Below are 24,660 nucleotides of genomic sequence, written 5' to 3' on the forward strand. Positions count from 1 at the left end.
GAGCGAAGCGAGACCGTGCATCCGCCGTTCGCGCCAAGAGGGGGCCGCGAACACGCCGCGACGAAGTCGCGGCAAATCAAACAGAGCGCGCGTGGAACGCCGCTATCTGGGTGACGAGGTTGTGGGTGGTGTGCTGCACGGCGATCTTGACGAACGGCTCGATGGTCTTGCCGAGGGCCCGTCCCGCCAAGCCGCCGGGCACCCGGAAGTCCACGATCGCGTCGACCGTGCACAACCTGTCGCCCTTGGCGTGGAACAAGAAGGTGGATTCGACGTCGAAACCCTTGATGGACTCGACGCCGATGGCGAAGTCCCTCTCCCAGCGGATCACTCGGATCCGCGACTTCAGCGAGGCGGGCCCCAGCTTCATGTGCCCGTCGAAGGTGGCGCCGACGCCTTCGGTCTGCTCGCCGACCGGGGTGAAGGACTGGATACCGTGCAGGAACCGCGACAGGTTCCGGTAGTCGTTCACGTAGGCGAACGCGGACTCCGCCGAGGCCACGCAATCCTCGACGATCTTCACTTCGGTCATGCGCAGACCTTAACGGGTGCGGTCGGACGCAGTTCGTCCTCAGCCGGCGCATGGCCGGAGCGAAGGCGGAAGGTACGCATAACCGGGACGCGGAGCCGCGGCTCAGGCTGTTACCGCGAGGGTCGCGGCGAGGCCGAAGGCGAGCGCCATCACGACCACCTCGGCTACCGCGCGGCGCAGCGAGTCCTTCGCGTCCATCCGGTGGTCGGCCGCCTTCGGCACCCAACTGCGCCGCCACCACCAGCCGAGCGCGAGCAAGCCGAGCAGCACCACGGTCTTGGCGAGCAGAATCCGGCCGTAACTGGTGCTGACGAACGGAGCCACCCCACCGACCCGGATCAGCCCGTTGAGCAGTCCCGTCACCGCCACGACCGCCACCAGGGGCAACGCCACCGCCGAATACCTGGGCAGCACGGCCGCCCACTCGCCCCGGGTCCGCACGACCAGCGCCAGTGCGACCAGCAACCCGAACCAGGCGCCCGCCGCCAACGCGTGCACCGCGGCGAGAACCGACCCGAACGCCTGTTGCGACATGTGCCCGGTGATCGGCCGCAACGCCAGCGCGACCGCCGCGAACACCAGCACCAGATCGGCGGAGGCGGACTCGGGCCGCCGGAAGGCCAGCGCCGATCCACCGGCCACCGTCGCGACGCCGACCAGGATCGCGATCCCGATTTGCCCGCCGCTGACGTCGACCAGATAGGTGCCGAACTCTCCGGCGCCGAGTCGGCTCACCGGAACGCCGACCACCTCCGCGGCCTCGAAGACCAGCACGGCGAATTCGGCCACCGCCCAGATCCCGGCGAGTACCGCGAGCAGCCGCCACGGTGTCCGCGAGCGCGGCGCCACTCTGGGCAGCGCGGCCAACCCGAGCGCGGTGGCCCCGACACCGTCGGCGACCACCCGGACCACGGCCTCCCCCGGCAGCGGACCAGGAAGGATCAGGACCCAGGCGAGTACGACGCCCAGCAGCCCGGCCGGGAAGGTCAGCAATACCGCGGGCCATGGCATCCGGCCGGGGGCGCGCCGAGCGCCGTCCCGGCCGCCGGTCTTCACGTCGCTCACCGCTTCTGGCCGCGGCTCCTGCCGCCGAACAAGGCGAACGCGAGTCCGCCGCCGAACAACACGACCGCGCCGACGACGAACACCCACAGCGGGATCCCGTCCGAGCCGTCCGAGCTGTCGTTCGCCTTCGCGTTCGGCTTCGGCCCCGGCGTGCCGTTGCCCGGCTTGCCCAGCGTGAAGTGCCGTTTGCCGCTGACCGGGTGGCCGTCGGCCGAGGTCACCCGATAGGCGATGGTGTATTCGCCGACCGGGCCCAGCTCGCCTACGGCGACGCTGACCGTCTTGCCCTCGACCACCGGATCACCCTTGGACCACAGATTGCCGTCCAGTCCGACGACGGTGAGCGACGGGAAGCTGGGCTGGAGTTCCTCGTTGAACGTGACGCTGGCGCGGTCCGGGCCCGCGTCTACGGTCGCGTTGTCCTCCGGGACGCTGCCGGTCGCGGCGGAGTGCGCGGCCGCGACTCCCGTTGCGGCGATGCCGAACCCGAGCAGAAACAGTCCCGCCGCGAGGGCGGCGAGGAGGCGGCGGCTCATGCGCGCCGCCCGCGGAGCACGTTGCCGACGCCGAGCGCGACACCGAGCAAGCCCAGGGCCAGACCGATCCCGCCGAGCCAGCGGGCCGTCTGGTCCTCGTGGTCGGCGTCTTCGTCTTCGGCTTCGCTGCTCACCGCGTGCCCGTCCGCGTGGTCTTTCGCGGCGGCCAGGGTGAGCGACGGGGCCGGATGTTCCGGTTCGTCGCCGTTCTTCTGGACCGGTTGATCCCAGCTGACCACCTTGCCGTCGGAGTAGGTCTGCTTGGCGGGGAAGCTCACCGAGTCCAGGGCGGGCAGTGGACCGACGGACAGCGCGAAACGCTGGAACTGTCCGGGTGGGATGCCCGGCGCGCCGGGATCGGCGGTCCAGGTGATCGCGGTGATCTCCTTCTTGTCGTTGCGTTCGACCTTGGCCGACCATCCGGGAATCGGTTCGTTCCGAGCGGATTTCAGGTTGGGCAGGGTGACGGTGAGCGCGGTGGTGCTGGCGGTGTCCGATTCGGTGGGCACCCGGAAGGTGGCGACGGCGTAGCCGCCCTGCGTCGCGCCGGGCGCGTCCACCGTGACGTGTGCCGCGGCGGCGCCGCCCGCGAGCAGAACGAGTGCCGTTGTGGCGACCGTCGTCGTGACGGCGCGCGAAATCGAGCTGGGCATGCTGAGGTCTCCTGTGCGAGAGGAATGGGTGTCGGAGGATCAGACCGACACCGGCGGCGCGCGAGGACCGAGCGCACCCAGCGGAGCACAGCGATAGGGCGGGAGGCCGGGATCAGCCCCGAGCGGCGCGCCGGCGATTCGCATCCGCCCCGGCGGGGCGAGAATCACGCGCAGTGCACCGGATGCGGCGGCGAAAAGCCGCTCGGCAAGGACGATCAGTGCCGCGCAACCGACCGTCGCGACGGTGTGCGCGAGCAGCATCCATCCGGTCGGCAGCGGGGAAATCGTTGTGGCGTCCGTGGTTCCGGAATGGTCGTGGTCGACCAGCACCGACAGCGCGGCATGGCTCAGCAGCTGGCCCGCGCCGAGCAGCCCGGCCACGACAGCCGGGCGCAGGCACGCTCGCGCGGTTCCCGCGGCCGAGCCGACTCCGGCGGCGATCAGCAACAGCAGCGTCAGTTCGGTGGAGCCCGGCGCACCGCCACCCGCCGCACCGTGTGCGGCGACGGCGAGCACGCCGACCAGCACGCCGACCAGGCCGCCACGCAGGTGGCCGGTGATCGGGTGCGGAGACATCGGGACGAGGAAACTCAGCGCACGCCGAGCCGGGCCAGGATGTCCGACTCGATCCCGGACAGCTCGTGGGAGATCGACGCGTGCACGGAACGGCGGCGATTGGCGGGCATCTGGTCGGAGGTGTGCACGGCGGCCGTCAGGCTGCCGAGGCGGTCCTTGGTGGCGGCGACGAACTTCTGCGCCTCGCCCTTGTCCTTGCCGTTCTGCGAGCCGATCTTCGTCAGCGCCGCTTCGGCATTCGTGATCCGCGCCTGCAGCTTCGCGCCGTGTCCGGTGAAGTCGCCGAGCTGGTCGATGCCGACGCCGAGCTGCTGGGCGCGGCGGGTGTCGAGCTGTCCGCGCAGGAAGGTCGCGCCGCGGTAGGCGAGCGGAGCGAGCACCGGGATGAGCACACGGGCCACCCCGAGGTATTTCTTCACCTGACCGGCGCTGAACGGATCGCGTTCGGCCTTGGCCGCCACTTTCAGCGCGGCCTTCTCCTCCGCCTGGAACGTCGCGATCTGCGCCTTGGCGACCTTGCGCTGGGTGCGGGCCTCGGCCCGGCGCGCTTTGCGGTCGTTCTTCGCGACGAGCTTGGCCTCCATCACGGCCTTGTGCTTGAGGGCTTTCGCCTCGGCCCTGCGGCTCGGCCGCCGCTTGCGCTTCGTGAACAACCCCATCGAAGGCCCTCCGTCATGCTGGTTCGCCATGGCAGTACGACGCCGGGGAAGCCCGTCCGCCCATGTCACACGCTTTGCCGTTACCCTATCGGGTCCACGCCGTCAGCTGCGAGGGTAGTGCGGCCCGCGCGCTCGGCGCCCGCAATTCCCATCCCAGCCGAGCGACTGGTCGGCAAGGCTTCCTTTCTCCATCCGGTGCCGTGCTGGTCGACGTCGAGCGGCCACGCCGCACCACCGCCTGGAACATCGTCCGTACCGAGCGGCGCGCTCCGTGGTTCGAAGTGAAGTGGTGTTGTCGGCAGTGGGGTCGACGCGATCGCCAATGTGAGTACCGCGTATGTGCGGGTCACCGCCCTACGCGCCCAGCGCGCCGCAACCCCCGGACGCGCCCAGCGCGCCGCAACCCCCGGTTTCGAGCGAAGCGAGACCGAGCATGCGCCGTTCGCGGCCCGGCTCGCGTCCGAGTGGCCGCCGCGTTCGCGACGAAGTCGCCAGCGGCGGTCGCTCGGACGCGAGCCACAAGGGGGCCGCGAACACGCCGCGACGAAGTCGCGGCCAGACCAACACAGCGCTGAAATTAAACACTGTCGGGGGGAGGGACCATACTGCTTAGCGTGGATTCGGACATCGGTGACCGGGATGGTCGCAAGCGCAACGGAACGGCCGTGGATCGGGCCACCGACGTGCCTGCCGCCTTCATCGATGCCAGGGCGCTGATCGGCTGCCGCCATCGCCTGCGTATGGACGCCGCGCACCCCGAGGCATTGGCGGGGATCGTCGAGGACGCGGGCGTACGCCAGCGCCGGGACGCCGCCGTCGCACACCGCGCCCGCGTGCGCGACGCGCTGGTAGGCGCGGACCCCGATGCCTGGGTGGTGATCGATCCCGGACTGCGCGCCGCCGAGCGCGCCGAAGCGACGATGCGCGCGTGCGAAATCGGGGCACGGCACATCTGGGGCGGATTGCTACCGCAGGAGCCGGACACCGGCAGGCGCGGAGGTTCGGAGATCCTGCTGCGCGACGCCGAACGCGGCGGCTACATCCCGATCATCGTGGTGAACCACAAGGTGACCGACCCGCGTCAACCCGAGCGCGCCGACTTCCACCCCACCACTTCGGACCTGTATCACTGGGACCCGCAACCGGATCCGCACCGCAAGCTACGCCAGCAGCCGCGCGACCAACAGCGGCTCGCCCACCTGCACCGGATGCTGCAGCGGCACGGCCTGGCCAGCCCCGCGCTGGTCGGCGGCGTCATCGGCTTCGATTTCGATCGCATCCTGGTGCACGACCTGGCGCCGCTGCTGGCCGATTACGACCGCCGCTACGCCGACCGGATCGCGGTGGTGCGCGGCGAACTGCCCACCATCCCCTCGAAGGTGCCCGAGTGCAGGCAGTGCCCGTGGTGGACGCGAGGAGTCGATGGCCCGAGCTGCGAGGGCTGGCTGATCGAGCATCGTGACGTCAGCCTGGTGGCGCCCGGCTCCCGCGCCGAGGTGCTGCGCAGGCACAACGTCGAGACCATCGATGAACTCGCCGCGTGGGTGGGCGAGGAGCCCGAGGATTGGCAGCACGGCCCGTTCGACGAGGCCGTGGTCACCGCGCGGGCGTGGATCGTCGGCGCCCCGCTGGTGCGGAGGGTCGAGAACGTGCTCGTGCGGCGGGCGGATGTGGAGGTCGACGTCGATCTGGAGAGTTTCCAGGAGTACGGCGCGTACCTGTGGGGAACGCTGCTGAACGGCGTGTACCGCCCGTTCGTCACCTGGGACCCGTTGCCCACCGAGGACGAGGGCCGCTCTTTCGGCGAGTTCTGGACCTGGCTGATGACGGTGCGCGCCGAGGCGGCCGCGACGGGCAGAACGTTTGCCGCGTACTGCTATTCGCGTACGGCGGAAGACAAGTGGCTGTACGAATCGGCGCGCCGGTTCGCGGGCCGCCCCGGCGTGCCGACGGTGGAGCAGGTGCGCGCGTTCGTGGACGGACCGCAATGGGTGGACATGTTCCAAGCCGTCTCCGACCAGTTCATCTGCCCGAACGGCAAGGGGCTGAAGAAGATCGCGCCGGTCGCCGGGTTCTCGTGGCGTGATCCCGAGGCGAGCGGCGAGGCGTCGATGAGCTGGTACCGGCTCGCGGTCGGCTACGACGGCGCCACGCCCGACGCGACCCAGCGCACCCGTTTGCTGGAGTACAACGAGGACGACGTCCGCGCCACCCAGGTGCTGCGCGAATGGATGACCACCCGCGCCGACGCGGAGGTTGCCGGTCTCGCCGATTTCCGGCAGGTTCCCGATGCGCGGTCGCCCGGGACCGTCGCGGGTTACGCGTCGGCCCCACCTTCGGCTCCGTAGTCCGCGCACGGCGGTACCATCGCGACGTGACAGAGCACGTCGAACAACTCGAGTTCCAGGCAGAGACCCATCAGCTGCTCGAGCTGATGATCCATTCCGTCTACTCCAACAAGGACACCTTCCTGCGGGAGCTGATCTCGAACTCCTCCGACGCGCTGGACAAGCTGCGGCTGGAGTCCTTCCGTGACAAGGATCTGCACGTCGACACCTCCGACCTGCACATCGAGCTGGAGGTCGACAAGGACGAGCGGATCCTGACCGTCCGGGACAACGGCATCGGCATGTCGCGCGCCGAGGTCGTCGATCTGATCGGCACCCTCGCCAAGTCCGGTACCGCCGAGCTGCGCAGGAAGCTGAACGAGGCCAAGTCCGAGGCCGCCGCCGAGGAGCTGATCGGCCAGTTCGGCATCGGTTTCTATTCGACCTTCATGGTGGCCGACAAGGTCACCCTGACCACCCGCCGCGCGGGCGAGGCCACCGCCACCCGGTGGGAGTCGAACGCGGGCAGCTCCACTTACACGATCTCCGAACTCGACGAGGCCCCGCAGGGCACGTCGGTCGCACTCCACCTCAAGCCGGTGGACGAGGAGGATCACCTCTTCGACTACACGCTGGAGTGGAAGCTGCGCGAGATCGTCAAGAAGTACTCCGACTTCATTTCCTGGCCGATCCGCATGCAGGTGGAGCGGACCGTCACCGAAGGTGAAGGCGAGGCCGCCGAGGAGAAGACGATCCTCGAGGACCAGACGCTCAACTCCATGAAGGCGCTGTGGACGCGCCCCAAGAGCGAGGTCTCCGACGAGGAGTACAAGGAGTTCTACAAGCACGTCAGCCACGGCTGGGACGATCCGCTGGAGATCATCCCGCTGAAGGCCGAGGGCACGTTCGAGTACCAGGCGCTGCTGTTCATCCCCTCGCACGCGCCGTTCGATCTGTTCACCCGCGAGCACAAGCGCGGCGTCCAGCTCTACGTCAAACGGGTGTTCATCATGGACAACTGCGAAGAGCTGATGCCGGAGTACCTGCGCTTCGTCAAGGGCGTGGTGGACGCGCAGGATCTGTCGCTCAACGTCTCCCGGGAGATCCTCCAGCAGGACCGGCAGATCCAGATGATCCGCAAGCGTCTGGTGAAGAAGGTGCTGTCCACGGTCAAGGATCTGCAGGGCGCCGAGGACCAGGCCGGTTACCAGACCTTCTGGAAGGAGTTCGGCCGCGTCCTGAAGGAGGGCCTGCTCTCGGACTTCGACAACCGCGACACCATCCTCCAGGTCTCCTCGTTCGCCTCGACGAACTCCGAGACCGAGCTGACCACGCTGGCCCAGTACGTGGAGCGGATGCCCGAGGGGCAGGACACCATCTACTACATGACCGGCGAGACCCGTCAGCAGGTCGAGAGCTCCCCGCATCTGGAGGCGTTCAAGGCCAAGGGCCGCGAGGTGCTGATCCTGACCGACCCGGTCGACGAGATGTGGGTCGGTTCCGTACCGGAATTCGACGGCAAGGCGTTCCAGTCCATCGCCAAGGGCGAGGTCGATCTGGAGACCGAGGAGGAGAAGAAGGCCTCCGAGGCGCTGCGCGAGCAGCAGGACAAGGACTTCGCCGATGTCCTCACGTGGCTGGGCAAGACGCTGGAGGAGAACGTCAAGGAGGTGCGCCTGACCAACCGGCTCACCACCTCTCCGGCTTGCCTGGTCGGTGACGTGTTCGACTTCACGCCGATGCTGGAGCGGATGTATCGCGCCTCGGGCCAGGCGCTGCCGGAGAGCAAGCGGATTCTGGAACTCAACCCGACCCACCCGCTGGTCACCGGCCTGCGCGACGCGTACGCGGCCGAGCGGGAGAAGGCCGACGCCGGCACGGCGACCGAGCTGTCGGAAACCGCCGAACTGCTGTTCGGCACGGCGGTGCTCGCCGAGGGCGGTGAACTCAAGGATCCGGCGCACTTCGCCCACATCCTCACCGATCGGCTCACTCGCACTCTCTGAACCATCCGCGGCCGGAGGACCAGCAATGTCCTCCGGTCGCGGCCGGTGCGGTCGGCGGTGTTTCGGCCATTTCTCGGTTACGGTGACGGGCGGAATGGCATATTCGCAGGACTGGGGAGTTCGCCCCCGGGTGGCGCGGTTAGATGTGGATGCCTGAAAGGATCGTCACGACATGTCCGCAAACCCGCTTGCCGTCGCCGAGCCGTGGGATCTCGTCGCCGACGGATATGACGAGTTCGCACCCGCGATAATGCAACCGTTCTCGGCGCGGGCGCTCGAGTTCGCCTCGCTCTCGGCGGAATCGCGCATCGTGGATGTCGCGGCGGGGCCGGGCACGCTCAGCCTGCTGGCCGCGGGTCACGTGGCGCAGGTCGACGCCATCGATTTCGCGGAGTCGATGATCGCGCGCTTGGCGAAGAACGCCGCTGCCGCCGGGCTGGGGAATATCCGGGCGCAAGTGGGTGACGGACAAGAACTGCCGTACGAATCCGACCATTTCGACGCCGGGTTCTCCATGTTCGGACTGATGTTCTTCCCGGACCGCGCTCGTGGGTTCGCCGAGCTGTTCCGGGTGTTGCGGCCGGGCGGGACGGCGGTGGTGTCGAGCTGGGCGCCGATCGCGGACTCGCCGCTGATGCGGATGATGTTCGGTGCCTTGACCGCGGCCGACCCGGACATCCAGGAGCCGCAACCGAACTTCCTGAGCCTGGAAAACCCGGAGGTCTTCGAATCGGAGATGCGCGGTGCGGGCTTCGAAGCCGTGTCCATCCAGCGGCATTCGATCGCGCTCACCTTCGGCAGCCCCGAGGAGATGTGGGAGACCATGGTGCGCAGCAGCGCCCCGTTGGAGCTCATGCGCCACAACGTGAGCGCGGAGGTCTGGGCTCGGCGCGCAGCCGTCATGAAAGCGTTTCTCGCCGAGAAGTACCGGCCGCACTGCCCCTTGTCCACCACCGCCTATCTCGGCATCGGCCACAAGTCGCGGGAATGAGAACAGCGCGTGGCCCTTCGGCGAAGGGCCACGCGCTGCCAGGACTGCGGAGCGGAATTACCGCGGCGCCATGCGCAGCGCGCCGTCCATACGGACGGTCTCGCCGTTCAGGTAGTCGTGCTCGACGATGTACTGCGTCAGCTGCGCGTACTCGTCCGGACGGCCGAGGCGGGACGGGAAGGGCACGCCCGCCTCGAGGCCCTTGCGGTACTCCTCGGTGACGCCGGCCAGCATCGGGGTGTCGATGATGCCGGGAGCGATGGTGTTCACCCGGATGCCGAACTGGGCCAGATCACGCGCGGCCGGAACCGTCATGCCGTGCACGCCGCCCTTGGACGCCGAGTAGGCGATCTGACCGATCTGCCCCTCGAACGCGGCGACCGAGGCGGTGTTGATGATGACGCCGCGCTGGCCGTACTCGTCCACGGCGTCGGTTTTGGCGATCGCGTCGGCGGCCAGCCGCATGACGTTGAAGGTGCCGAGCAGGTTGACCGTGATCACCGTGCGGAACAGCTCCAGGTCGTGCGGGCCGTTCTTGGACAGGATGCGGCCCGCCCAGCCGACACCGGCGCAGTTGACCACGATGCGCAGCGGGGCGCCGGACTCGACGACCTGCGCGACGGCCGCGCTGACCTCGTCGTTGCTGGTGACATCGGCGGGAATGAGGGTGACCCCGGCGGGCACGTTGTCGCCGGCGCGCTCGATCGACTGCGGTACATCGAGTCCGAAGACGGTGGCGCCGAGATCGGCGAGACGCTTGGCGGTGGCGGCGCCGAGGCCCGATGCGCCTCCGGTGACAATGGCGGCGGAACCCGAAATCTCCACGATGGTCCTCTCGTTTGTGACAGCCAGTTGGCCCTTCGTCAATGGCACCCTAACCGGTACGCGGCGAGCGGCCCTGCACGGCTCCCGCGACTCGTTTCGGTCGCGGGCCCTTTCCGGCAAGTCGGCGGAACCGACCGAGCAGAATGGAACAGCCCAGTCAGCTCGACCGAACACCGGAGTCACCGAATGACCGAATCGGCCACCAGCGCACGCCTTCCCCGAGGTAGGCACGGCCTGCCACGGGAGCAGGTGATCGCTTCGCAGCGCGAACGAATCCTCGTCGCGACGGCGGAGGCCATGGCCGAGAACGGTTACATCGGAACGTCGGTCGCGGCGATCCTCAAGCGGGCTTGCGTGTCGCGGGAGACGTTCTACGAGCAGTTCCGCTCCAAAGAAGACTGTTTCGAAGCGGCCTATCAGCGCGCGGTGCAGTTGTTGCTCGACCGGATCGCCGACGCCACCGAGAGGGAAGACGCGGCGGCCGATACCGACGCCGTGGCTCGGATGGACCGGATCCTGCGCGCCTATCTCCAGTATCTGGTGGACGACCCGGCCAGCGCGCGGTTGTTCTTGGTCGAGGTCTTCGCGGTGGGGTCGGCCGCCATCGCGCGCCGGGCCCAGCTGCAAGAGCGATTCGTCGAGTTGATCGCCGCCGTGCTCGACGCGCGGACCGACCAGCAGCGTTTCGCCTGTCAGGCCCTGGCCGCGGCGGTCGGTTCGATGGTCACCGCTCGGATCGCGGCCGGAGACTCGAGCGGTCTGCAGGCGCTGCGGGAACCATTGCTGGATCTGTTGCGCCAGGGTGGCGGACTGTACGGGGCTGCGCTGGACTCGAGCGGCGAGCCATCCGCGTGAGCAGCAGCGCCGCACCGGCCAGCGCGGGAGCCAGCGCCGCGAGCCCGGCGGCGGCGACACCGCCGAGGGCCGGTGCGGTCGCGCCGAGCAGGGTCGCCGCGCCGAAGTAGAGGAACAGCAGGCCCGAGCCGATGCCGATCGTGTGCTCCGGCAGATGCTTGCCGACCAGAATGCCCACCGCGATGGCGAGCGCGTCGGCGGCGACCATGCCGATGGTCGAGCCCAGCCAGACGCCTACCCAGTCGTAGTCCGTGGCCAGCGCGGCGGTCGCGAACATGGTGCGATCGCCCAGCTCGGCGAGCAGGAACGCGGACAGCACCACGAAGAACGGCGCACCGCCCACTTTCGGCGCCTTCGGCTCCGGGTCTTGCTCGCCGGTGCCGAAGTGCTCGCGCAACGTCCACAGGCCGACGGCCAGGAAGGTGACGGCGGCGATCAGCGCGATCGTCCTGGTGGGCAGCGCCGCACCGAGGAAATAGCCGATGCCGACCGATATCAGGTGCACCGCCGCGGAGGCTGTCGCGATACCGCCCAGCACCACCCACCAGCGGTAGCGCAGCGCGAACGTCAGCGCCATCAGCTGGGACTTGTCACCGAGCTCGGCGAGGAAGACGACGCCGATGGTGAGCAATACGGTGGCGATCATGTGTGGCGGCTCCAAGGTCTCCGGCCTGCCGACCGGAGATATGGGGACGCTCCGGCCGACAACGAAATGGTTGTCCAGGCCGAAGGTCTCGCCCACCGGCCGGAAGCCGGTTCACACAGCCGGACCCGGCCCGAGCGGGCTCGGCGGGTCAGTATGTCGACTGTGCGATTGGGGGCTACTCCCCTTCGCTGCCTGCGACTCTACCGCCACGGTCCGCTCGTGCCAACCCGCTGTAATCGGAATCGCAATGCGCACAATAAGTTTGGCGATCCACGTGCGGAATTTCGGTTACCCTCACGCGGCCAGCAGCATAGCCAGAACCGCGGTGTCTGGATCGCTGATCGGGTCCAGTCCGACCCGGCTGACCAGCGAGGTCACGGTTCCGTCGGACTCCGCCTCGACCCACGCGGCACGGTGTTCCAGCCCGAGGTGGGGCACGCCCGGCAGCAAGACGCAGCCGGAGGCCGCACCCGCGCATTCGGGCAGTGTCGGGCGGGTTTCGGACGGCGGATGCAGCATCAGCAACGCCGGTGGCACATGGTCGGCGAAACGGCCGGGTTCCACGGCCTCGTCGCCGAGCACGGGCCCTTCGGCCAGCACCAAGCCGACCGTGCCCGGGGCGGGGTCGTCGGGCAGGTCCTCACGGACTCCGAACACCGTCGAGGTGGTCAGCAGCCCGGGTAACGTGGCCACACGCACCGCCAGGACCAGCACCTGCGCCCACTCCTTGGTGGTGTCCGGCCAGCGGCCGGAGATCAAGAAGCCACGCAGCGACCCGCGCGAATGGAACGGCGTGATGCCGATCGGTTCGTTCGTGCGCATTCCTGCCTCCCGTTGTCGAACCCGGGGGCGACCTTGCCCGTCTCTTCGGTGTGGATTTCCCGAATATGAACCACGAGTCACCTGGCACACAAGTACCAAAGAGTGCCAATCGGGCGGCCGGGGGCGTAAAGGAGGGCAATCCGGCTGCGCACTCGACGGATCCCGCCCCACCTCGGGGACTCCGGATACGCGCGGGGCCGGTGGCGTTCTCGGCAACGTGTCCGCGTCACCGGAGAACAGGACGGGCCCGCGAACCCGGCCGCGCGTGGCGGACGGATTCGCGGACCCGGTTCCGGCGTGCCGAACAGGCTCAGCCGAAGATGAGGCCCTTGGCCTGCGAAGTCGCCTTGGCGAAGCGCTCCTGCACGTCGGCCCAGTTGACGACGTTCCAGAACGCGGTGACGTAGTCCGCCTTGACGTTCTTGTACTGCAGGTAGAAAGCGTGCTCCCACATGTCGACCTGCAGCAGCGGGATGATGCCCAACGGGACGTTGGCCTGCTGGTCGTAGAGCTGGAAGGTCAGCAGCTTCTGGCCGAGGGTGTCGAAGCCGAGCACCGCCCAGCCGGAACCCTGCAGGCCGTTGGCCGCGGCGGTGAATTGCGCGCGGAACTTGTCGAACGAACCGAACTGGTCGTCGATGGCCGCGGCCAGTTCGCCGACCGGCTTGTCGCCGCCGTTGGGGGAGAGGTTCTTCCACCAGATGGAGTGGTTGACGTGCCCACCCAGGTGGAACGCGAGGTTCTTCTCGTGCAGGAAGATGGCGCTGTGATCGCCCGACTCGCGAGCGGCTTCCAGCTTCTCCAGTGCGGTGTTCGCGCCCGCGACGTATGCGGCGTGGTGCTTGGAATGATGAAGCTCGTTGATCTGCCCGGAGATGTGGGGCTCCAGGGCGCTGTAGTCGTAATCCAGATCTGGCAGCGTGTACTCGGCCACGTTGTCCCTTCCTATGTCGGGCTGACTGTGCCCGTTGTCCGGACACAGCCAACCATCATTCGTACACCCGGTCGATTCCAACTCGGGCCCACGCTCGCGCATTCCGGTGACGCCGCTCACACCTAGCGGGTCGCGCACCGTCACATCACGCACATCGGCCTCACTGGAAACACACGCGTAGCATCGAACCATGTCGTGGTACGACGAACTAGTGGGGCGTCTGAGGCTCCCCGAACCCGTCATGGTCGCTCCCGAGCAAGCCCTGCCCGGCCGGGCGGAACCGCTCGACGTGCCGGATACCCACTACGTGAACGGTCACCCGATCCGCCCGCCGTTTCCCGAAGGGCTCCAGCTCGCGGTCGTCGCGATGGGCTGCTTCTGGGGCGCGGAGAAGGGCTTCTGGGAACTCGACGGCGTTTACTCCACGGCAGTCGGTTATGTCGGCGGGTACACGCCGAATCCCACCTACGAAGAGGTGTGCAGCGGACGGACGGGTCACGCGGAGGCGGTGCTCGTCGTGTTCGATCCCGCGGTGATCGACTACGCGGGCATCCTCAAACAGTTCTGGGAGAACCACGACCCCACCCAGGGCATGCGGCAGGGCAACGACCGCGGCACCCAATATCGTTCGGCCGTCTTCACCTTCGGCGCCGAGCAAGCCGATCTCGTCGGCTCGACTGCCGAGTCCTACGGTAAGCGGCTCGCCGCGGCGGGATACCGGCAGATCACCACGGAGATCACGCCGCTGCCCGGGCTGGCGGCCTTCTACTATGCCGAGGGCTATCACCAGCAGTACCTGGCCAAGAATCCCGGGGGATACTGCCCCGTGCACGCCACCGGAGTGAGCTGCCCGGTGGGCACGGGCGCCTGAGCGCCGAGGTGCGGCGAACCGCACCTCGATGTGCGGTTCACTCGCAACGGTCCCGCGATCAGAGCGGCGGCGCGATTCCCGGACGACTGGCTCGCGGGTCGCCCGCATCGTGCGCTCGCCACCACCGCGCGCCGCCCGCGACGAAGTCCGCCAGCGGGATCTGCTTGCCCCGCGCATCGTACACGGTGATGCCGTCGAACCACACCCGGACGTCCAATTCGCGCGGATCGATGCCCTCCTCCTGGGAGAACTCCAGAACGTGTGCGGATTCGCGATCACCGATGCGGGTGTCGAAGCTGAGCAACTCGCTCCACAACGCCCAACTGCTGTCATCGAGATCGATGAACTCCCAACCGTGCAGCCGCCCGCCGCCGAAACTCCGGATCGCCTCGTCCAGGCCTTCCAGTCGCAGCGGCAGCACCCTGGGTTCCAGGTCGTCCCAATGCTGTGTGCGCAGTGACGCGGCGACCCGGGTCACGCCGGTGAACGTCACCTGCACCCGGTAGTCCTCCGCCGCCGTTCCGCGTTCGGGAAGGGTCAGTACTTCGAGGTCGAGTCGCAATTCGGCGGTGGCCTCGTCGATCGCGAGGCCGAGGCACGTGGCCTCGGACAACGCGATGTTGAGCCCTGCGATGTCCATTCCGTGGCGTAGCCCCCTGCTCACGTTCATGCGCCCAGGCTACCGACCGTCTTCGCCGGATCGCGGGATTTCGGCGGCGTTCTGGATTCGATGGAACCGAATGCGCCTCGGCACCGTCCAAGTAGATATCGGACCCTCTTCGGCCGCGGGTTCCGATGTCGGCGACGAATGGCCGCTCCGGGATTGGTATGGAGGGGAGTCCCGGATCGGCCATTCGCATCGCTCGACCGTTAGGGGCTGATCCGTACTCCAATCAGGTAAAGCAGGCGGAGAACGGACCAAGGGTTCGCAACGACACCGGGTTGATAGCTGATCAGTTGCCAGAAGGCTGGTTCAATCCGGCGAAACGCCTTCGACACCTGCGCCTTGTGGATCGAGCTGTGGATTATGTGGATAACTTCGCCCGAGTTATGCACAACCAGCATCGGGCGGGTGCGCGGTCGAGTTCCGGAGGGGAGAACATACCCGAAGTCGTGGCTCGCTGTCGAGGTCGCTCCCCTGGCATGGAACTGCACGGCGGTCCGCCACGCATGGCAGGATCGAATCTGTGACGAGCCCCCACGTTCCGTCGGTCACGGTGGAGGACGTGCCTGCCGATTTCGACAGCAGCGCGCCCGCGTCGGCCGACACGCCGCGATCGATCCTGCTCGACGTCCGTGAGGACGACGAGTGGCGGCTCGGACACGCCCCGGGTGCGATCCACATCCCGATGGTCGACGTTCCCGCCCGGATCGACGAGCTGGAGTACGACGCGGATCTCTACATCATCTGCAGGCAGGGCGGTCGGTCGCTTCAGGTGGTCGAATATCTCACGCACATCGGCTATGAGGCCATCCAGGTCAACGGGGGCATGGTGGCATGGCAGCACGCCGGCCGCCCGCTGGTCGCGGAGGGCGACCACGAGGCGAAGATCTACTGACGAAAGAACGAGGTGCGCGGGTGAGTACGGTGGTGCAACCTTGTGCGCGCTGCGGTGCGCGCTGGGCCGTGCAAGGGGCGCCGATGCACTGGTGCCCGCGCTGCCGCGGCGTACTCCTCTCGCCGGGGCCGATCGACGCGCCCGCCGACCGTCGCAACTACCGCTGGGTGGCGCGCAAGCCCGACCAGCGCGGTCGGCGAGCGCAGTCGTCCGTCCGACCGGCCCCGCCGAGCCGCACGCCTCGGTACACGCAGATCCCACGCTGGGGCCTGATCGACCCGCCACCGCACCCGGGCGGCCCGGTGCGTCGCCCGTTCGGCAAGTTGACCGACTCGGTGATCAGACTCCTAGTCGCGACCGCCGTCGTCTTCGGACTCGCGGCCGTCGCGGAACTGGCGCGCTACGGGGTGTTGCTGCGCAACCGGACGCGCCTGATCCACCCCGCCGTCCTCTTCGCCTCCGACGCGTTCGTGATCGGCGCCGGAGTGCTCGCGGTCGTGCTCGCGCTGCTGGCGGCCGCGGCCACCGTCGGAAGACTGATCGAGATCAGGCGCTCGGCCTACGCCGCGACGGGCAGGCGCGATCCGCGTTCGCCGCGAGCGCTCGCGTTCGGCTGCCTGATTCCGGTGGTCAACCTGCTGTGGCCGGGGGTCTTCCTGAGCGAAGTGGCCGCGTTGCAGGGTGATCCCAGGACGGGACGGGCGGTACGGATCTGGTGGGCCGCGTGGGTCTTCGGCGGCCTCGTCGCGGTGGCCGCGCTACTGTGGCGGACCGCGGATTCGTTGCAAGTCGAGGCGGACGGGGTGCTGTTCACCGCGTTCACCGACGCGGTCGCCGCCGCGGTCGCGTTGCTGACCCTCTGGGTGTTGCGCACGATCGAGGGGCATGACCTGCTCGGTCGCAGCCGGACCGCGCGCCGCTGGCTGATCGCGGTCGACCCCGCGGTGCCGGTGATCGAGCCGGTGCATCCCGGCGGACGTACACAGGCGGGCGCCGACGCGCACGAGGACAACGGTGCTGAGGACCGTGAGCAGGAGGAGGTTATGGCCAAGTGAGCCAGGGCAGTCGCGCGCCGTTCGTCGTCGCGCATCGAGGCGCCTCGGCGGCGCGCCCCGAGCACACGCTCGCCGCCTACGAGTTGGCGCTCCAGGAGGGCGCCGACGGCGTCGAGTGCGATGTCCGGCTGACCAGGGACGGACATCTGGTGTGCGTGCACGACCGCACCGTCGACCGGACCTCCTCGGGCAGCGGTCTGGTCAGCGAGATGACGTTGGAGGAGCTGCGCGCGCTGGATTTCGGCGCCGATGGCGCTCCGGCCTCGGTGCTGACCCTCAGCGAGCTGATCAGCCTGGTGCTGGACTGGCGTAGCAGGCCGACCAAGCTGTTCATCGAGACCAAGCACCCGGTCCGCTACGGCGCGCTGGTGGAGAACAAGCTGCTCGCCGAGCTCCAGCGCTTCGGCATCGCCACCCCCGCCTCGGCGGATCATTCCCGCGCGGTCGTCATGTCGTTCGCGGCCACCGCCGTGTGGCGCGTCCGCCGCGCCGCCCCGTTGCTCCCCACCGTCCTACTCGGTGAATCGTCGCGCTACCTGGGCGGATCCGCGGCCACCACCGTCGGCGCCACAGCCGTCGGCCCCTCGGTGAAAACATTGCGCGAGCACCCCGACCTGGTCGACAAGGCCGCCGCCGCCGGCCGCGCCACCTACTGCTGGACCGTCGACGACCCCGACGACGTCCAACTGTGCGCCGACCTCGGTGTCAGCTGGATCGCCACCAACCACCCCGGCCGCACCAAGTCGCTACTGCCCGCCGCCTGACCCGGCCCCGCCGGGCCGTGCTGGGTCGAGACATCCCGCCCATACAGCCACCTGAGGTCGTACCAGCTGTTTCGGCAGTGGATCGATCGAGACAGACACGCTCGTCTGTGTCCCGCTGATCCATGACTTCCACAAGAGGTCCCTAGCTTCGGCGCGGGCCGCGAGGAGGCCGGAGCGGGGGTGTCGGCGGCATCTTCGCCACGCCCACCAGGTCGCATGTAATTCGCGCGCCAATTCCTGACGGAACCACACACCTCAACCACGTCTTTCGAGCGAAGCGAGACCGAGCATGCGCCGTTCGCGGCCCGGCTCGCGTCCGAGTGGCCGCCGTGTCCGCGACGCAGTCGCCAGCGGCGGTCGCTCGGACGCGAGCCATAAAGGGGCCGCGAACACCCAGCGCCGCAGGCGCTGGAAAAACAAACACAGCCAAAAAACACGGTAGGTTGACCCCTCGTGGGTAAAAGCAAGCGCAACAGTCCTAAGCCCGGTGGGAACCGGGCGCAGCGTCTCGCCGAGCGGCGGGCGGCGCAGGAGCAGGCGGCACAAGTCGTCACCCGTCCGTTCGAGGGCTTGGCCGCGGAGTGCGATCTGGTCGCGCTGCGCGAATTCGTTCCCTCGGCCACCGCCCGGTTGACGCTGGCGGCCGAGGTCGCGGCGGAGCGGCCGGTCGTGCTCGCAACGGTGCTGCCCGGCGCGGTGGCCGCGTTGGTGCGCGCCGGTGACGAGCCCAGCGGTTACGTCGGCGCGCAGGTGCAGTTCCAGGGCGCGGATCCGGCCGCCGATCTGGCCGCGGCGATCCTATGGACCCAGTCCGCCGAGCCCGGTGATTCGCTGACCTCGGTGGAAAGCGTCGCGGGCGGCCCGAGGCTGGCCGATGTCATCGATCCCGCCGCGACCCTGGACTTGACCGTGCACCAGGACTTCGACTGGTGGGTGCCCGCGGGTGTCGAGCCCGACCCGCAGGTCGCCGCCACCATCGAGCAGGCCAAGCAGGCGATCATGCCCTCGGCGCGGCTCGGGCTCGCCGCCGACGCGATCGGTGCCGCCTGGTGGGTGGACGCGGGAGAGAAGGCGCACATCCGCTGGGTGCGGCCGGAGGACGAGGACGCGCTCATGCTGGCGCTGGCCCGGGTGCACGCCTCCGGCGGTCTGCACCTCGGCGAGGGTTCCCGATTCGCGGGGTCGTTCCGCACGCACGGAGTGCTGGTCCCGGTCTTCGACCTGGACCGCGAGCGGCACCCCGACGAATGGGTCGAGCCCGCAGCCGAATTCGGCGCTCGCCTGTCCGAGGCGCTGGCCGTCGACGCCCCGCTGAACTCCGACGAGCGGCGCTCCCGCGACGGCCTGCGGTCGCGTCAGGTCACCTTGCGCTGAGCCCGGATATCGCGAAAATTCGGCGGAAACGGTCTTTGTCGGCGGCGGTGTTTTCTGGTTGCCGCCGGTGCGGCTCGAAATATAGGAAAGACTCACCAAACCAGTGCGAAATGTGGTGGAACCGTGGTTTACGCCGACATTTCGACTCGCCGTCCGATAGAACGCGCAACAGCGACAGGCCCGGTTCCTGATACGGAACCGGGCCTGTTTCACCTATTCGGCAAACGCGGTCAGACGGAGCCGCCCGCCGCCGAAGGCGCGCCGGAGGCGTCGCTCGGGCCGCTCATTTCCCGGGCGACGAATTCCTCCAGGTCGAACAGGTTCGACCCGGCGCGATCGGCGATGGTGAGCAGGGTGGTCATGTTCGCGACTTCCTCGACCTGCTCCTTGAGGAACCACTGCATGAACTGTTCGCCCAGGTAGTCGCCCTCTTCGCGGGCGGTGCTCGCCAGCTGGATGATCTGCTCGGTGACCGTCTTCTCCTGGGTCAGTGCGAGCGCGATCGGCTCCCTGGCATTCTCGAACCGCGATTTCGCGGCATCGATGCCGGAAATGTCGACGCTGATATCCCGGTCCAGGAAGTACTGCACGATCATCATCGCGTGATTGCGCTCTTCGACGGCCTGCTTGTAGAACCGCTTGGCCAGCTGCGGGAGATCGGCATTGTCGAACCACACCGCAATCGCGATGTACTGATGCTCGGCATTGAATTCGTGCCGGATCTGATCGTGCAACAGGCTGTGAAATTTGCTGCGGGGTGATTCCGGATGGCTTGACATGGCATCGACATTAGCGCTGGTCAAGACCCGTGTCATCCAAGTGCAGCCTTATTGAGGCTAGTGTTGCCTAATTAAATCCGCGCAGCTCCAGCCATTTTCGGCGCCGGGATATCGGTGCGCGGCCGCGGCCGTGTCTCCCGGGCGACGAACTCCTCGACGTCGAACAACTGCCCGTCGGCACGGTCGATCACGGCCAGCAACGTGCTCATCCCGGCGACGTTCTTCACCTGTTCGGCGAGGAACCACCCGATGAAGCGTTCGCCGAGATAGTCGCCGGAGATGCGGGCAGTGCGGGCCAGATCGCTGATCCGGGCGCTGCGGACCTGCTCGATCTCCAGCAGCGAAGCGACTGCGCCGCGCGGGCTTTCGAAGGTCGACTCGATCTCGTCCAAGCCGCCGATCTGCACCGGGAGATCCCGGTCCAGCAGGTACTGCACCATGCGCAGCGAATTGCCGTAGTGCTCGCGCGACCGGTCGTAGGCGTGTCCGGCCAACTGTGGCAGTCTGCGTGAGTCGAAGTACACGGCGGCCGCGAGATACTGCTGGGCAGTGCTGAATCCGTGACGGATCTGGGTGCGCAGCAAGTCGGGAAAGGACTCGTCGGCCTCGTCGATGTCCGGCATGGCATCGACGCTACCGCGTCAGCAGGTCCTCCGGGATCGGACGGTCGCCGGCGAGCGCGTCGAAGAACCGGCTCGCTTTGGCCTTGTCCCACAGCAGGACGTTGCCGCTGTCCGTGTCCTCGAATCCGCCGACCGGGACCGCCGTCGCGATGGTGTCGCCACGCAGCGCCCAGCCCAGGCCGCCGAGGTCCCAGATGTGGTCGCCGTTGTCGACCTTCAGCGACTTGGCGGTGTCGGTGGCCAGCGGCCAGAGCTTGAACGGATTGGCCAGCGTGGCTCCACTGGTCGCCTTCTTCAGCAGGGCGGCCATGAAGATCCGCTGGTTGTTCATCCGGTCCAGGTCGGCGAGCGCGGTCGCGCGACTGCGGACGAAACCCAACGCCTGTGGTCCGTTGAGTCGCTGGCAGCCCGCGGGCAGGTCGATGCCGGCGAGGGGGTCGTCGATCGGTTTGGGCACGCACACGTCGATGCCGCCGAGCGTATCGACCACGCTGGCGAAGCCGCCGAAACCGATCTGCGCGTAGTGGTCGATCCGCACGCCGGTGGCGATCTCCACGGTCTGGACCAGCAGCGCGGGGCCGCCGATGGCGAACGCGGCGTTCAGTTTGTCCTTGCCCTGGCCCGGGATGCTGACGTACGAGTCGCGCGGCAGGCTGACCAGCGTGGTCTTCCCCGATTGCGGCACGTGCACGAGCATGATCGTGTCGGTGCGCTCGGGGCCCACTTCACCGCCGGTGGCGAGTTCCCGCTCCTGCTCGGCAGTCAGTCCGCCACGGCCGTCGGACCCGACCAACAGCCAGTTCGTGCCGGGTGTGTCGCCGACGCGCTTGGCGTAGTTCGCCAGCGCGGGGATGCGGTTGAGCGAGTTGTCCAACTTGATGACGGCGCCGACGGCGGCGAGTACCAGGACCAGCAGGATCACCAGGAACCAGCGGAAAGGGTGGCGCTTGCGGCGCGGTCGTGGAGCCCGCGGCGGACGCTCGCCGCGTGGCGGCACCGGTGGGGGGCCTTCGCGGAACGACCTCGGTTTCCGGGGCGGCGTGTGCGGCGGACCTTCGTGATACGGAACCGGCCGCTGGGTTGGCGCGTGCGACGGAACTTCGTGATGCGGCACCGGGCGCTGCGTGGGGGCGTGCCTGCGGGCGGGGGGAGGCGGCGGCATTCGCCGCGCCTGTTCGGGCGGGACCTGCGAATACGCCAGCGGCTGTGCCTGGGGGTCGGCGGTTCCATCACGGCGCATGACCTGCGTGGGCTCGATCGGCGGCGGACCGCCGGACCCGGGAGGCGGCATCCGGCGGCGCATCGGAGGTTCACCGGGTCTGCCGGGCGGCGGCATCCGGCGCGTATGCGCGCTGCGCTGGGGGTCGTCGCCGTTCATCACTGAAACTCTACTTATCGGGCGGTTGTGACGTGCCGCATGTGGACGCGGGCGCACGCGGATGCGGCGCTGTTCCGTAATTCGCAGGCGGCACCAGGTTGTTAGCGCTGCCGAGGGCACAGTTGCGTCACGGCAGCCACGAAACATGGCCGCGCAGAACGGTGTAGCCGATGTAGGCGACCGCATCGATGGTCGCATGGGCGAGGACCAGCGGCCACAGCCGGTTCGTGCGCTGCCAATAGCGGCCGAATATGACGCCCATCACAAAGTTTCCGAGCCCGCCGCCGATTCCTTGGTACAAGTGATAGCTCCCCCGCAGCACAGCCGAGGCCAGCAGAGCCGAGTTCGCCGACCATCCGAGCCTGCGCAGCCGGGTGAGCAGGAACGCGACCACGATCACCTCTTCGGCCAAGGCGTTCGCGCAGGCCGAGAGGACGAGCGCGGGCAGTCGCCACCAGTAGTCGCCGAGCGAGGCGGGGACGATCGTCACGCTGACGCCGAGTGCGTGCGCCGCGAGATACAGCCCGAGTCCCGGCAACCCGATGATCGCGGCCAGCGTCAAGCCGGGTAGCACGTCGGCGCGCCAATGGAGCCGGTTCGCCAGCCCGATCAGTCGCGGGCCGACGCCCCCGCGCCACAGCAGATATAGGCCGAGCGCGGCCCAGCCGAGCAGCCGCAGCACGCTGAGCAGCTGGAACAGCAGGTCGATGGTGGACTGCGTGGATCGCGACGGATTCAGCGCGACGGTCCGTCCGCCGATCCCGCCCGGGGCGAGCGCGCTCTCCACCAGCGAGAGCGCGGCGCTGAGCCCGCTGAGTCCGAACGTGACCAGCAGCACCACGGCGATCTCGAGTTTGATCGCCAGCCGCTCCCGATCGGTCGGCTCGGCCTCGTCCCACTCGGCTCTGGACTCCGCACGCATGGGTCGAATCTATTGCGCTCGTCCGCCGCGACGTGCGGCGCGTCGGTGTGCGAACTGCCCGGCGCGCTGTCCTTTCGTCTCCGGTATGACGCAACCCGGCGGGCCCCAGCGCCGAACCCGGCTGACTCTGGCATCGGTCCGTGCGCACTACGGAGGCCAGCCGTCATTCCGGCTCGCCGAAGCGCAGCCCGCCCAGCGGCGCGTCATCGGAGAAGCGCACGATCGGACGGCGCTCGATCAACCTGAGTACGGTGCCGCTCGGGGGCCTCCTGGACCGCTCACCGTGCACCCGTCGCGGGTCGCGAGCGGAACGAATCGGCGCGGTTTACCTACGGCGCGGTGGTCGAGTGGGCCGCCCGAGCGGTCAACCGCCCGTGGAGCAGTTCGACAGCGGCGACGTCCGCGCGGATCAAAACTCGATGCGAGCGCGCCTGGCGGCGGTGTCCGGACTCGCCGTGCCGCTGGTCGTCAGGACCGGGACGCGGGCTGTCGTCATGACCGCACTTCCCAGTACGGCACGCCGCTCGCGCTCGACAGCTGATCCGGGCCGGACTCGACGGGTCAGATCCGGCGCAATCCATTGAGGAACGGGCAGCCCGCCAGCGTGCGTACGGCCCGGCTGAGCCCCTCGATGTCGTGCGCCGGTGCGCTGAACGGCAAGCGGAAGTCGTGGTCGCCGTCGTGTCCTTCCACCCGCAACGTGAGCCCGTACCGGTCGATGGCCAGCGGGTGCACGATGCCGCGCCGCAGGTGTGGCGGCAGATGCCTGGCCAGCTGGGCGACGACATCGGCGTGATCGGCCTGCATGTGCTGCAGCCACGCGGATTCCATGGCGCAGAACGGATCCGGCTGCGCCAGGCGCAGTTCGTCGCTGCGCACCGATTCCGCGCCGGTCGAGTCGGCCACCACCGCGGAGTCGATCACCAGCCGCAGCAGGGTGGCGCCGAAGCCGATGTCGAGCAGGCCCGGATGCGGGTGGTCCTTGGCCACCTCGGTGGCCAGTGCGCGCTGTGCCTGGGTGGGCACCGCGCGTACCCAACCGCGCAGCCAGACCAACGCGCGCACCGGCTCGCGCAGCGGCAGCGGGGCGTGGTCGGTGAGCTCCAGCACCGCGGGCGCGCCGTGGTCTCCGGAGTTGCCCGCCAGGATCGCGGCGACCGAGGCTGTCGGCACCGCGATCACGGCATCGCCGCACTGCCGTACGTGATGCACGGACGCGGCCGTCGGATCGATGCCCGGCATGGCCAGCACCGCTTGCTCCGCGTGCGCGCATGCGCTGCGCACTCGCTCGGCGGTGGACGGTGCGACGGTCGAGGACGGACGCGGCATACAAACCTCCGTGGAGCGTGGCGCGCTTCAACGCTGATTAGGTTACCCTAAGTTAAGTGACGATGCGGGGTTCCGCAAGCGTTCCGATCCGGCTGATCGCAGCGAACTGGATCGGTTCCGGTCGAACCGGGTTGTTACGGTGAGGGCGTGTCGGAAGGGACGGAATCCGCAGAACCGGTGCTGGTGACGTTGTCGACGCCGCCGCGGCGCAGTCTGGTCGACGGGCTGGTCCGCAACATCGGCGCAAGTCCTGCCGCGCCGACGCTGGAGCTGGACGCGCCCGACAGCGGGATCGCCGACTTCCTCGCACACGTGGCCCACTCCGATACCGGCTTCGTCGCGCGCACTTCCTCGGGGGAACGGGCGCTGGCGATCGTCGCCGCCACAGCCGCCGCCCTGTGCGGCGAGGACATCGGCGCGGCCCTGCGCGCCCCCGACATCGCCTTCCTGACCTCGCTGAAACCGCCGGCCGTCGAGGCGGTCCGTTCGGTCCTGCTCGCCATCGAAACCGCGGCCGCGGACCGGGTGAACGCCGCGTTGCGCGTGCTCAACGGAGGTTGAACACCGCCAGGGCGGTCG

The 24,660-nt window shown here is 68.6% G+C and carries 25 protein-coding genes and 1 pseudogene; 10 read left to right on the forward strand and 16 right to left on the reverse strand.

Annotated features, from left to right (window positions below):
* Positions 1-76 precede the first annotated feature (76 nt).
* The 6 genes from ACWEH3_RS04150 to ACWEH3_RS04175 form a co-directional block, all read right to left on the reverse strand.
* A complete protein-coding gene (locus ACWEH3_RS04150; protein ID WP_355073317.1) occupies positions 77-532 on the reverse strand; it encodes an SRPBCC family protein in 456 nt (151 codons plus the stop codon).
* A gap of 102 nt (positions 533-634) precedes the next feature.
* Positions 635-1,597, reverse strand: coding sequence for a CopD family protein (locus ACWEH3_RS04155; RefSeq protein WP_450026022.1), 963 nt, complete (start codon positions 1,595-1,597; stop codon positions 635-637).
* Positions 1,594-2,133: a copper resistance CopC family protein gene (locus ACWEH3_RS04160; protein ID WP_450026024.1), complete on the reverse strand. Its 540-nt coding sequence runs from the start codon at positions 2,131-2,133 to the stop codon at positions 1,594-1,596. The genes ACWEH3_RS04155 and ACWEH3_RS04160 overlap by 4 nt, the downstream gene beginning before the upstream one ends.
* On the reverse strand, positions 2,130-2,786 hold the full coding sequence (locus ACWEH3_RS04165; RefSeq protein ID WP_450026026.1) for a YcnI family copper-binding membrane protein: 657 nt from the start codon (positions 2,784-2,786) through the stop codon (positions 2,130-2,132). The genes ACWEH3_RS04160 and ACWEH3_RS04165 overlap by 4 nt, the downstream gene beginning before the upstream one ends.
* A gap of 39 nt (positions 2,787-2,825) precedes the next feature.
* A complete protein-coding gene (locus ACWEH3_RS04170) occupies positions 2,826-3,362 on the reverse strand; it encodes a hypothetical protein (RefSeq protein WP_450026028.1) in 537 nt (178 codons plus the stop codon).
* Positions 3,363-3,376: 14 nt separating this feature from the next.
* Positions 3,377-4,021: a DUF6474 family protein gene (locus ACWEH3_RS04175; RefSeq protein WP_450026030.1), complete on the reverse strand. Its 645-nt coding sequence runs from the start codon at positions 4,019-4,021 to the stop codon at positions 3,377-3,379.
* Positions 4,022-4,761: 740 nt separating this feature from the next.
* Between ACWEH3_RS04175 and ACWEH3_RS04180 the strand changes: the two genes are divergently transcribed.
* The 3 genes from ACWEH3_RS04180 to ACWEH3_RS04190 all read left to right on the forward strand — a co-directional run bounded on the left by ACWEH3_RS04180 (position 4,762) and on the right by ACWEH3_RS04190 (position 9,345).
* Positions 4,762-6,369 (forward strand): TM0106 family RecB-like putative nuclease, encoded by a 1,608-nt coding sequence (locus tag ACWEH3_RS04180; protein ID WP_450016924.1) that lies wholly within the window; start codon positions 4,762-4,764, stop codon positions 6,367-6,369.
* 26 nt (positions 6,370-6,395) lie between these two features.
* Positions 6,396-8,354, forward strand: a complete 1,959-nt coding sequence (htpG, locus tag ACWEH3_RS04185) for a molecular chaperone HtpG (protein ID WP_355073307.1) — start codon at positions 6,396-6,398, stop codon at positions 8,352-8,354.
* 172 nt (positions 8,355-8,526) lie between these two features.
* Positions 8,527-9,345 (forward strand): class I SAM-dependent methyltransferase, encoded by an 819-nt coding sequence (locus ACWEH3_RS04190; protein WP_450016750.1) that lies wholly within the window; start codon positions 8,527-8,529, stop codon positions 9,343-9,345.
* A gap of 57 nt (positions 9,346-9,402) precedes the next feature.
* Here ACWEH3_RS04190 and ACWEH3_RS04195 read toward each other — a convergent pair whose 3' ends face one another.
* On the reverse strand, positions 9,403-10,170 hold the full coding sequence (locus ACWEH3_RS04195) for an SDR family NAD(P)-dependent oxidoreductase (RefSeq protein WP_450016752.1): 768 nt from the start codon (positions 10,168-10,170) through the stop codon (positions 9,403-9,405).
* Between the two features lie 186 nt (positions 10,171-10,356).
* On the opposite strand from ACWEH3_RS04195, the pseudogene ACWEH3_RS04200 reads away from it, so the two are divergent.
* A pseudogene (locus ACWEH3_RS04200) lies at positions 10,357-10,572 on the forward strand (TetR/AcrR family transcriptional regulator); the annotation flags it as partial.
* A 322-nt stretch (positions 10,573-10,894) separates the two neighbouring features.
* Here the strand turns inward: ACWEH3_RS04200 and ACWEH3_RS04205 are convergent.
* The 3 genes from ACWEH3_RS04205 to ACWEH3_RS04215 form a co-directional block, all read right to left on the reverse strand.
* On the reverse strand, positions 10,895-11,671 hold the full coding sequence (locus ACWEH3_RS04205; protein WP_450016926.1) for a TMEM165/GDT1 family protein: 777 nt from the start codon (positions 11,669-11,671) through the stop codon (positions 10,895-10,897).
* A 294-nt stretch (positions 11,672-11,965) separates the two neighbouring features.
* On the reverse strand, positions 11,966-12,493 hold the full coding sequence (locus ACWEH3_RS04210; RefSeq protein ID WP_355073302.1) for a peptidase: 528 nt from the start codon (positions 12,491-12,493) through the stop codon (positions 11,966-11,968).
* Between the two features lie 310 nt (positions 12,494-12,803).
* Positions 12,804-13,427 carry a superoxide dismutase gene (locus tag ACWEH3_RS04215; protein WP_039794275.1) on the reverse strand — a complete coding sequence of 208 codons (624 nt, stop codon included), beginning with the start codon at positions 13,425-13,427 and terminating at the stop codon, positions 12,804-12,806.
* A 190-nt stretch (positions 13,428-13,617) separates the two neighbouring features.
* Between ACWEH3_RS04215 and msrA the strand changes: the two genes are divergently transcribed.
* Positions 13,618-14,298: a peptide-methionine (S)-S-oxide reductase MsrA gene (gene msrA / locus ACWEH3_RS04220; protein ID WP_450016754.1), complete on the forward strand. Its 681-nt coding sequence runs from the start codon at positions 13,618-13,620 to the stop codon at positions 14,296-14,298.
* A gap of 58 nt (positions 14,299-14,356) precedes the next feature.
* On the opposite strand, the gene ACWEH3_RS04225 is transcribed toward msrA, so the two are convergent.
* A complete protein-coding gene (locus tag ACWEH3_RS04225; protein ID WP_450016756.1) occupies positions 14,357-14,968 on the reverse strand; it encodes a hypothetical protein in 612 nt (203 codons plus the stop codon).
* A 517-nt stretch (positions 14,969-15,485) separates the two neighbouring features.
* Between ACWEH3_RS04225 and ACWEH3_RS04230 the strand changes: the two genes are divergently transcribed.
* The 4 genes from ACWEH3_RS04230 to ACWEH3_RS04245 all read left to right on the forward strand — a co-directional run bounded on the left by ACWEH3_RS04230 (position 15,486) and on the right by ACWEH3_RS04245 (position 19,050).
* Complete coding sequence (locus ACWEH3_RS04230) at positions 15,486-15,857, forward strand: rhodanese-like domain-containing protein (RefSeq protein ID WP_450016758.1); 372 nt, start codon at positions 15,486-15,488, stop codon at positions 15,855-15,857.
* Between the two features lie 20 nt (positions 15,858-15,877).
* Entirely contained in the window at positions 15,878-16,912 is a 1,035-nt protein-coding gene (locus tag ACWEH3_RS04235) for a DUF4328 domain-containing protein (protein WP_450016760.1), read from the forward strand.
* Positions 16,909-17,676 carry a glycerophosphodiester phosphodiesterase gene (locus ACWEH3_RS04240; RefSeq protein WP_450016762.1) on the forward strand — a complete coding sequence of 256 codons (768 nt, stop codon included), beginning with the start codon at positions 16,909-16,911 and terminating at the stop codon, positions 17,674-17,676. Before ACWEH3_RS04235 ends, ACWEH3_RS04240 begins: the two co-directional genes overlap by 4 nt.
* Positions 17,677-18,129: 453 nt before the next feature.
* Positions 18,130-19,050 (forward strand): DUF5926 family protein, encoded by a 921-nt coding sequence (locus tag ACWEH3_RS04245; RefSeq protein ID WP_450016764.1) that lies wholly within the window; start codon positions 18,130-18,132, stop codon positions 19,048-19,050.
* Positions 19,051-19,280: 230 nt separating this feature from the next.
* On the opposite strand, the gene ACWEH3_RS04250 is transcribed toward ACWEH3_RS04245, so the two are convergent.
* The 5 genes from ACWEH3_RS04250 to ACWEH3_RS04270 form a co-directional block, all read right to left on the reverse strand.
* Complete coding sequence (locus ACWEH3_RS04250) at positions 19,281-19,829, reverse strand: ferritin (RefSeq protein WP_355073293.1); 549 nt, start codon at positions 19,827-19,829, stop codon at positions 19,281-19,283.
* A gap of 71 nt (positions 19,830-19,900) precedes the next feature.
* Positions 19,901-20,452: a ferritin gene (locus ACWEH3_RS04255; RefSeq protein ID WP_450016766.1), complete on the reverse strand. Its 552-nt coding sequence runs from the start codon at positions 20,450-20,452 to the stop codon at positions 19,901-19,903.
* 10 nt (positions 20,453-20,462) lie between these two features.
* Complete coding sequence (locus ACWEH3_RS04260) at positions 20,463-21,743, reverse strand: LCP family protein (RefSeq protein WP_452358264.1); 1,281 nt, start codon at positions 21,741-21,743, stop codon at positions 20,463-20,465.
* 214 nt (positions 21,744-21,957) lie between these two features.
* The gene (locus ACWEH3_RS04265; RefSeq protein WP_450016771.1) at positions 21,958-22,752 is read right to left on the reverse strand and encodes a CPBP family intramembrane glutamic endopeptidase; all 795 of its coding nucleotides are present in this window, start codon (positions 22,750-22,752) and stop codon (positions 21,958-21,960) included.
* A gap of 561 nt (positions 22,753-23,313) precedes the next feature.
* On the reverse strand, positions 23,314-24,081 hold the full coding sequence (locus ACWEH3_RS04270; RefSeq protein WP_450016773.1) for a DUF2470 domain-containing protein: 768 nt from the start codon (positions 24,079-24,081) through the stop codon (positions 23,314-23,316).
* 147 nt (positions 24,082-24,228) lie between these two features.
* Between ACWEH3_RS04270 and ACWEH3_RS04275 the strand changes: the two genes are divergently transcribed.
* On the forward strand, positions 24,229-24,642 hold the full coding sequence (locus ACWEH3_RS04275) for a hypothetical protein (RefSeq protein WP_450016775.1): 414 nt from the start codon (positions 24,229-24,231) through the stop codon (positions 24,640-24,642).
* Positions 24,643-24,660: the final 18 nt, after the last annotated feature.

The organism is Nocardia sp. NPDC004718 (assembly GCF_053601535.1).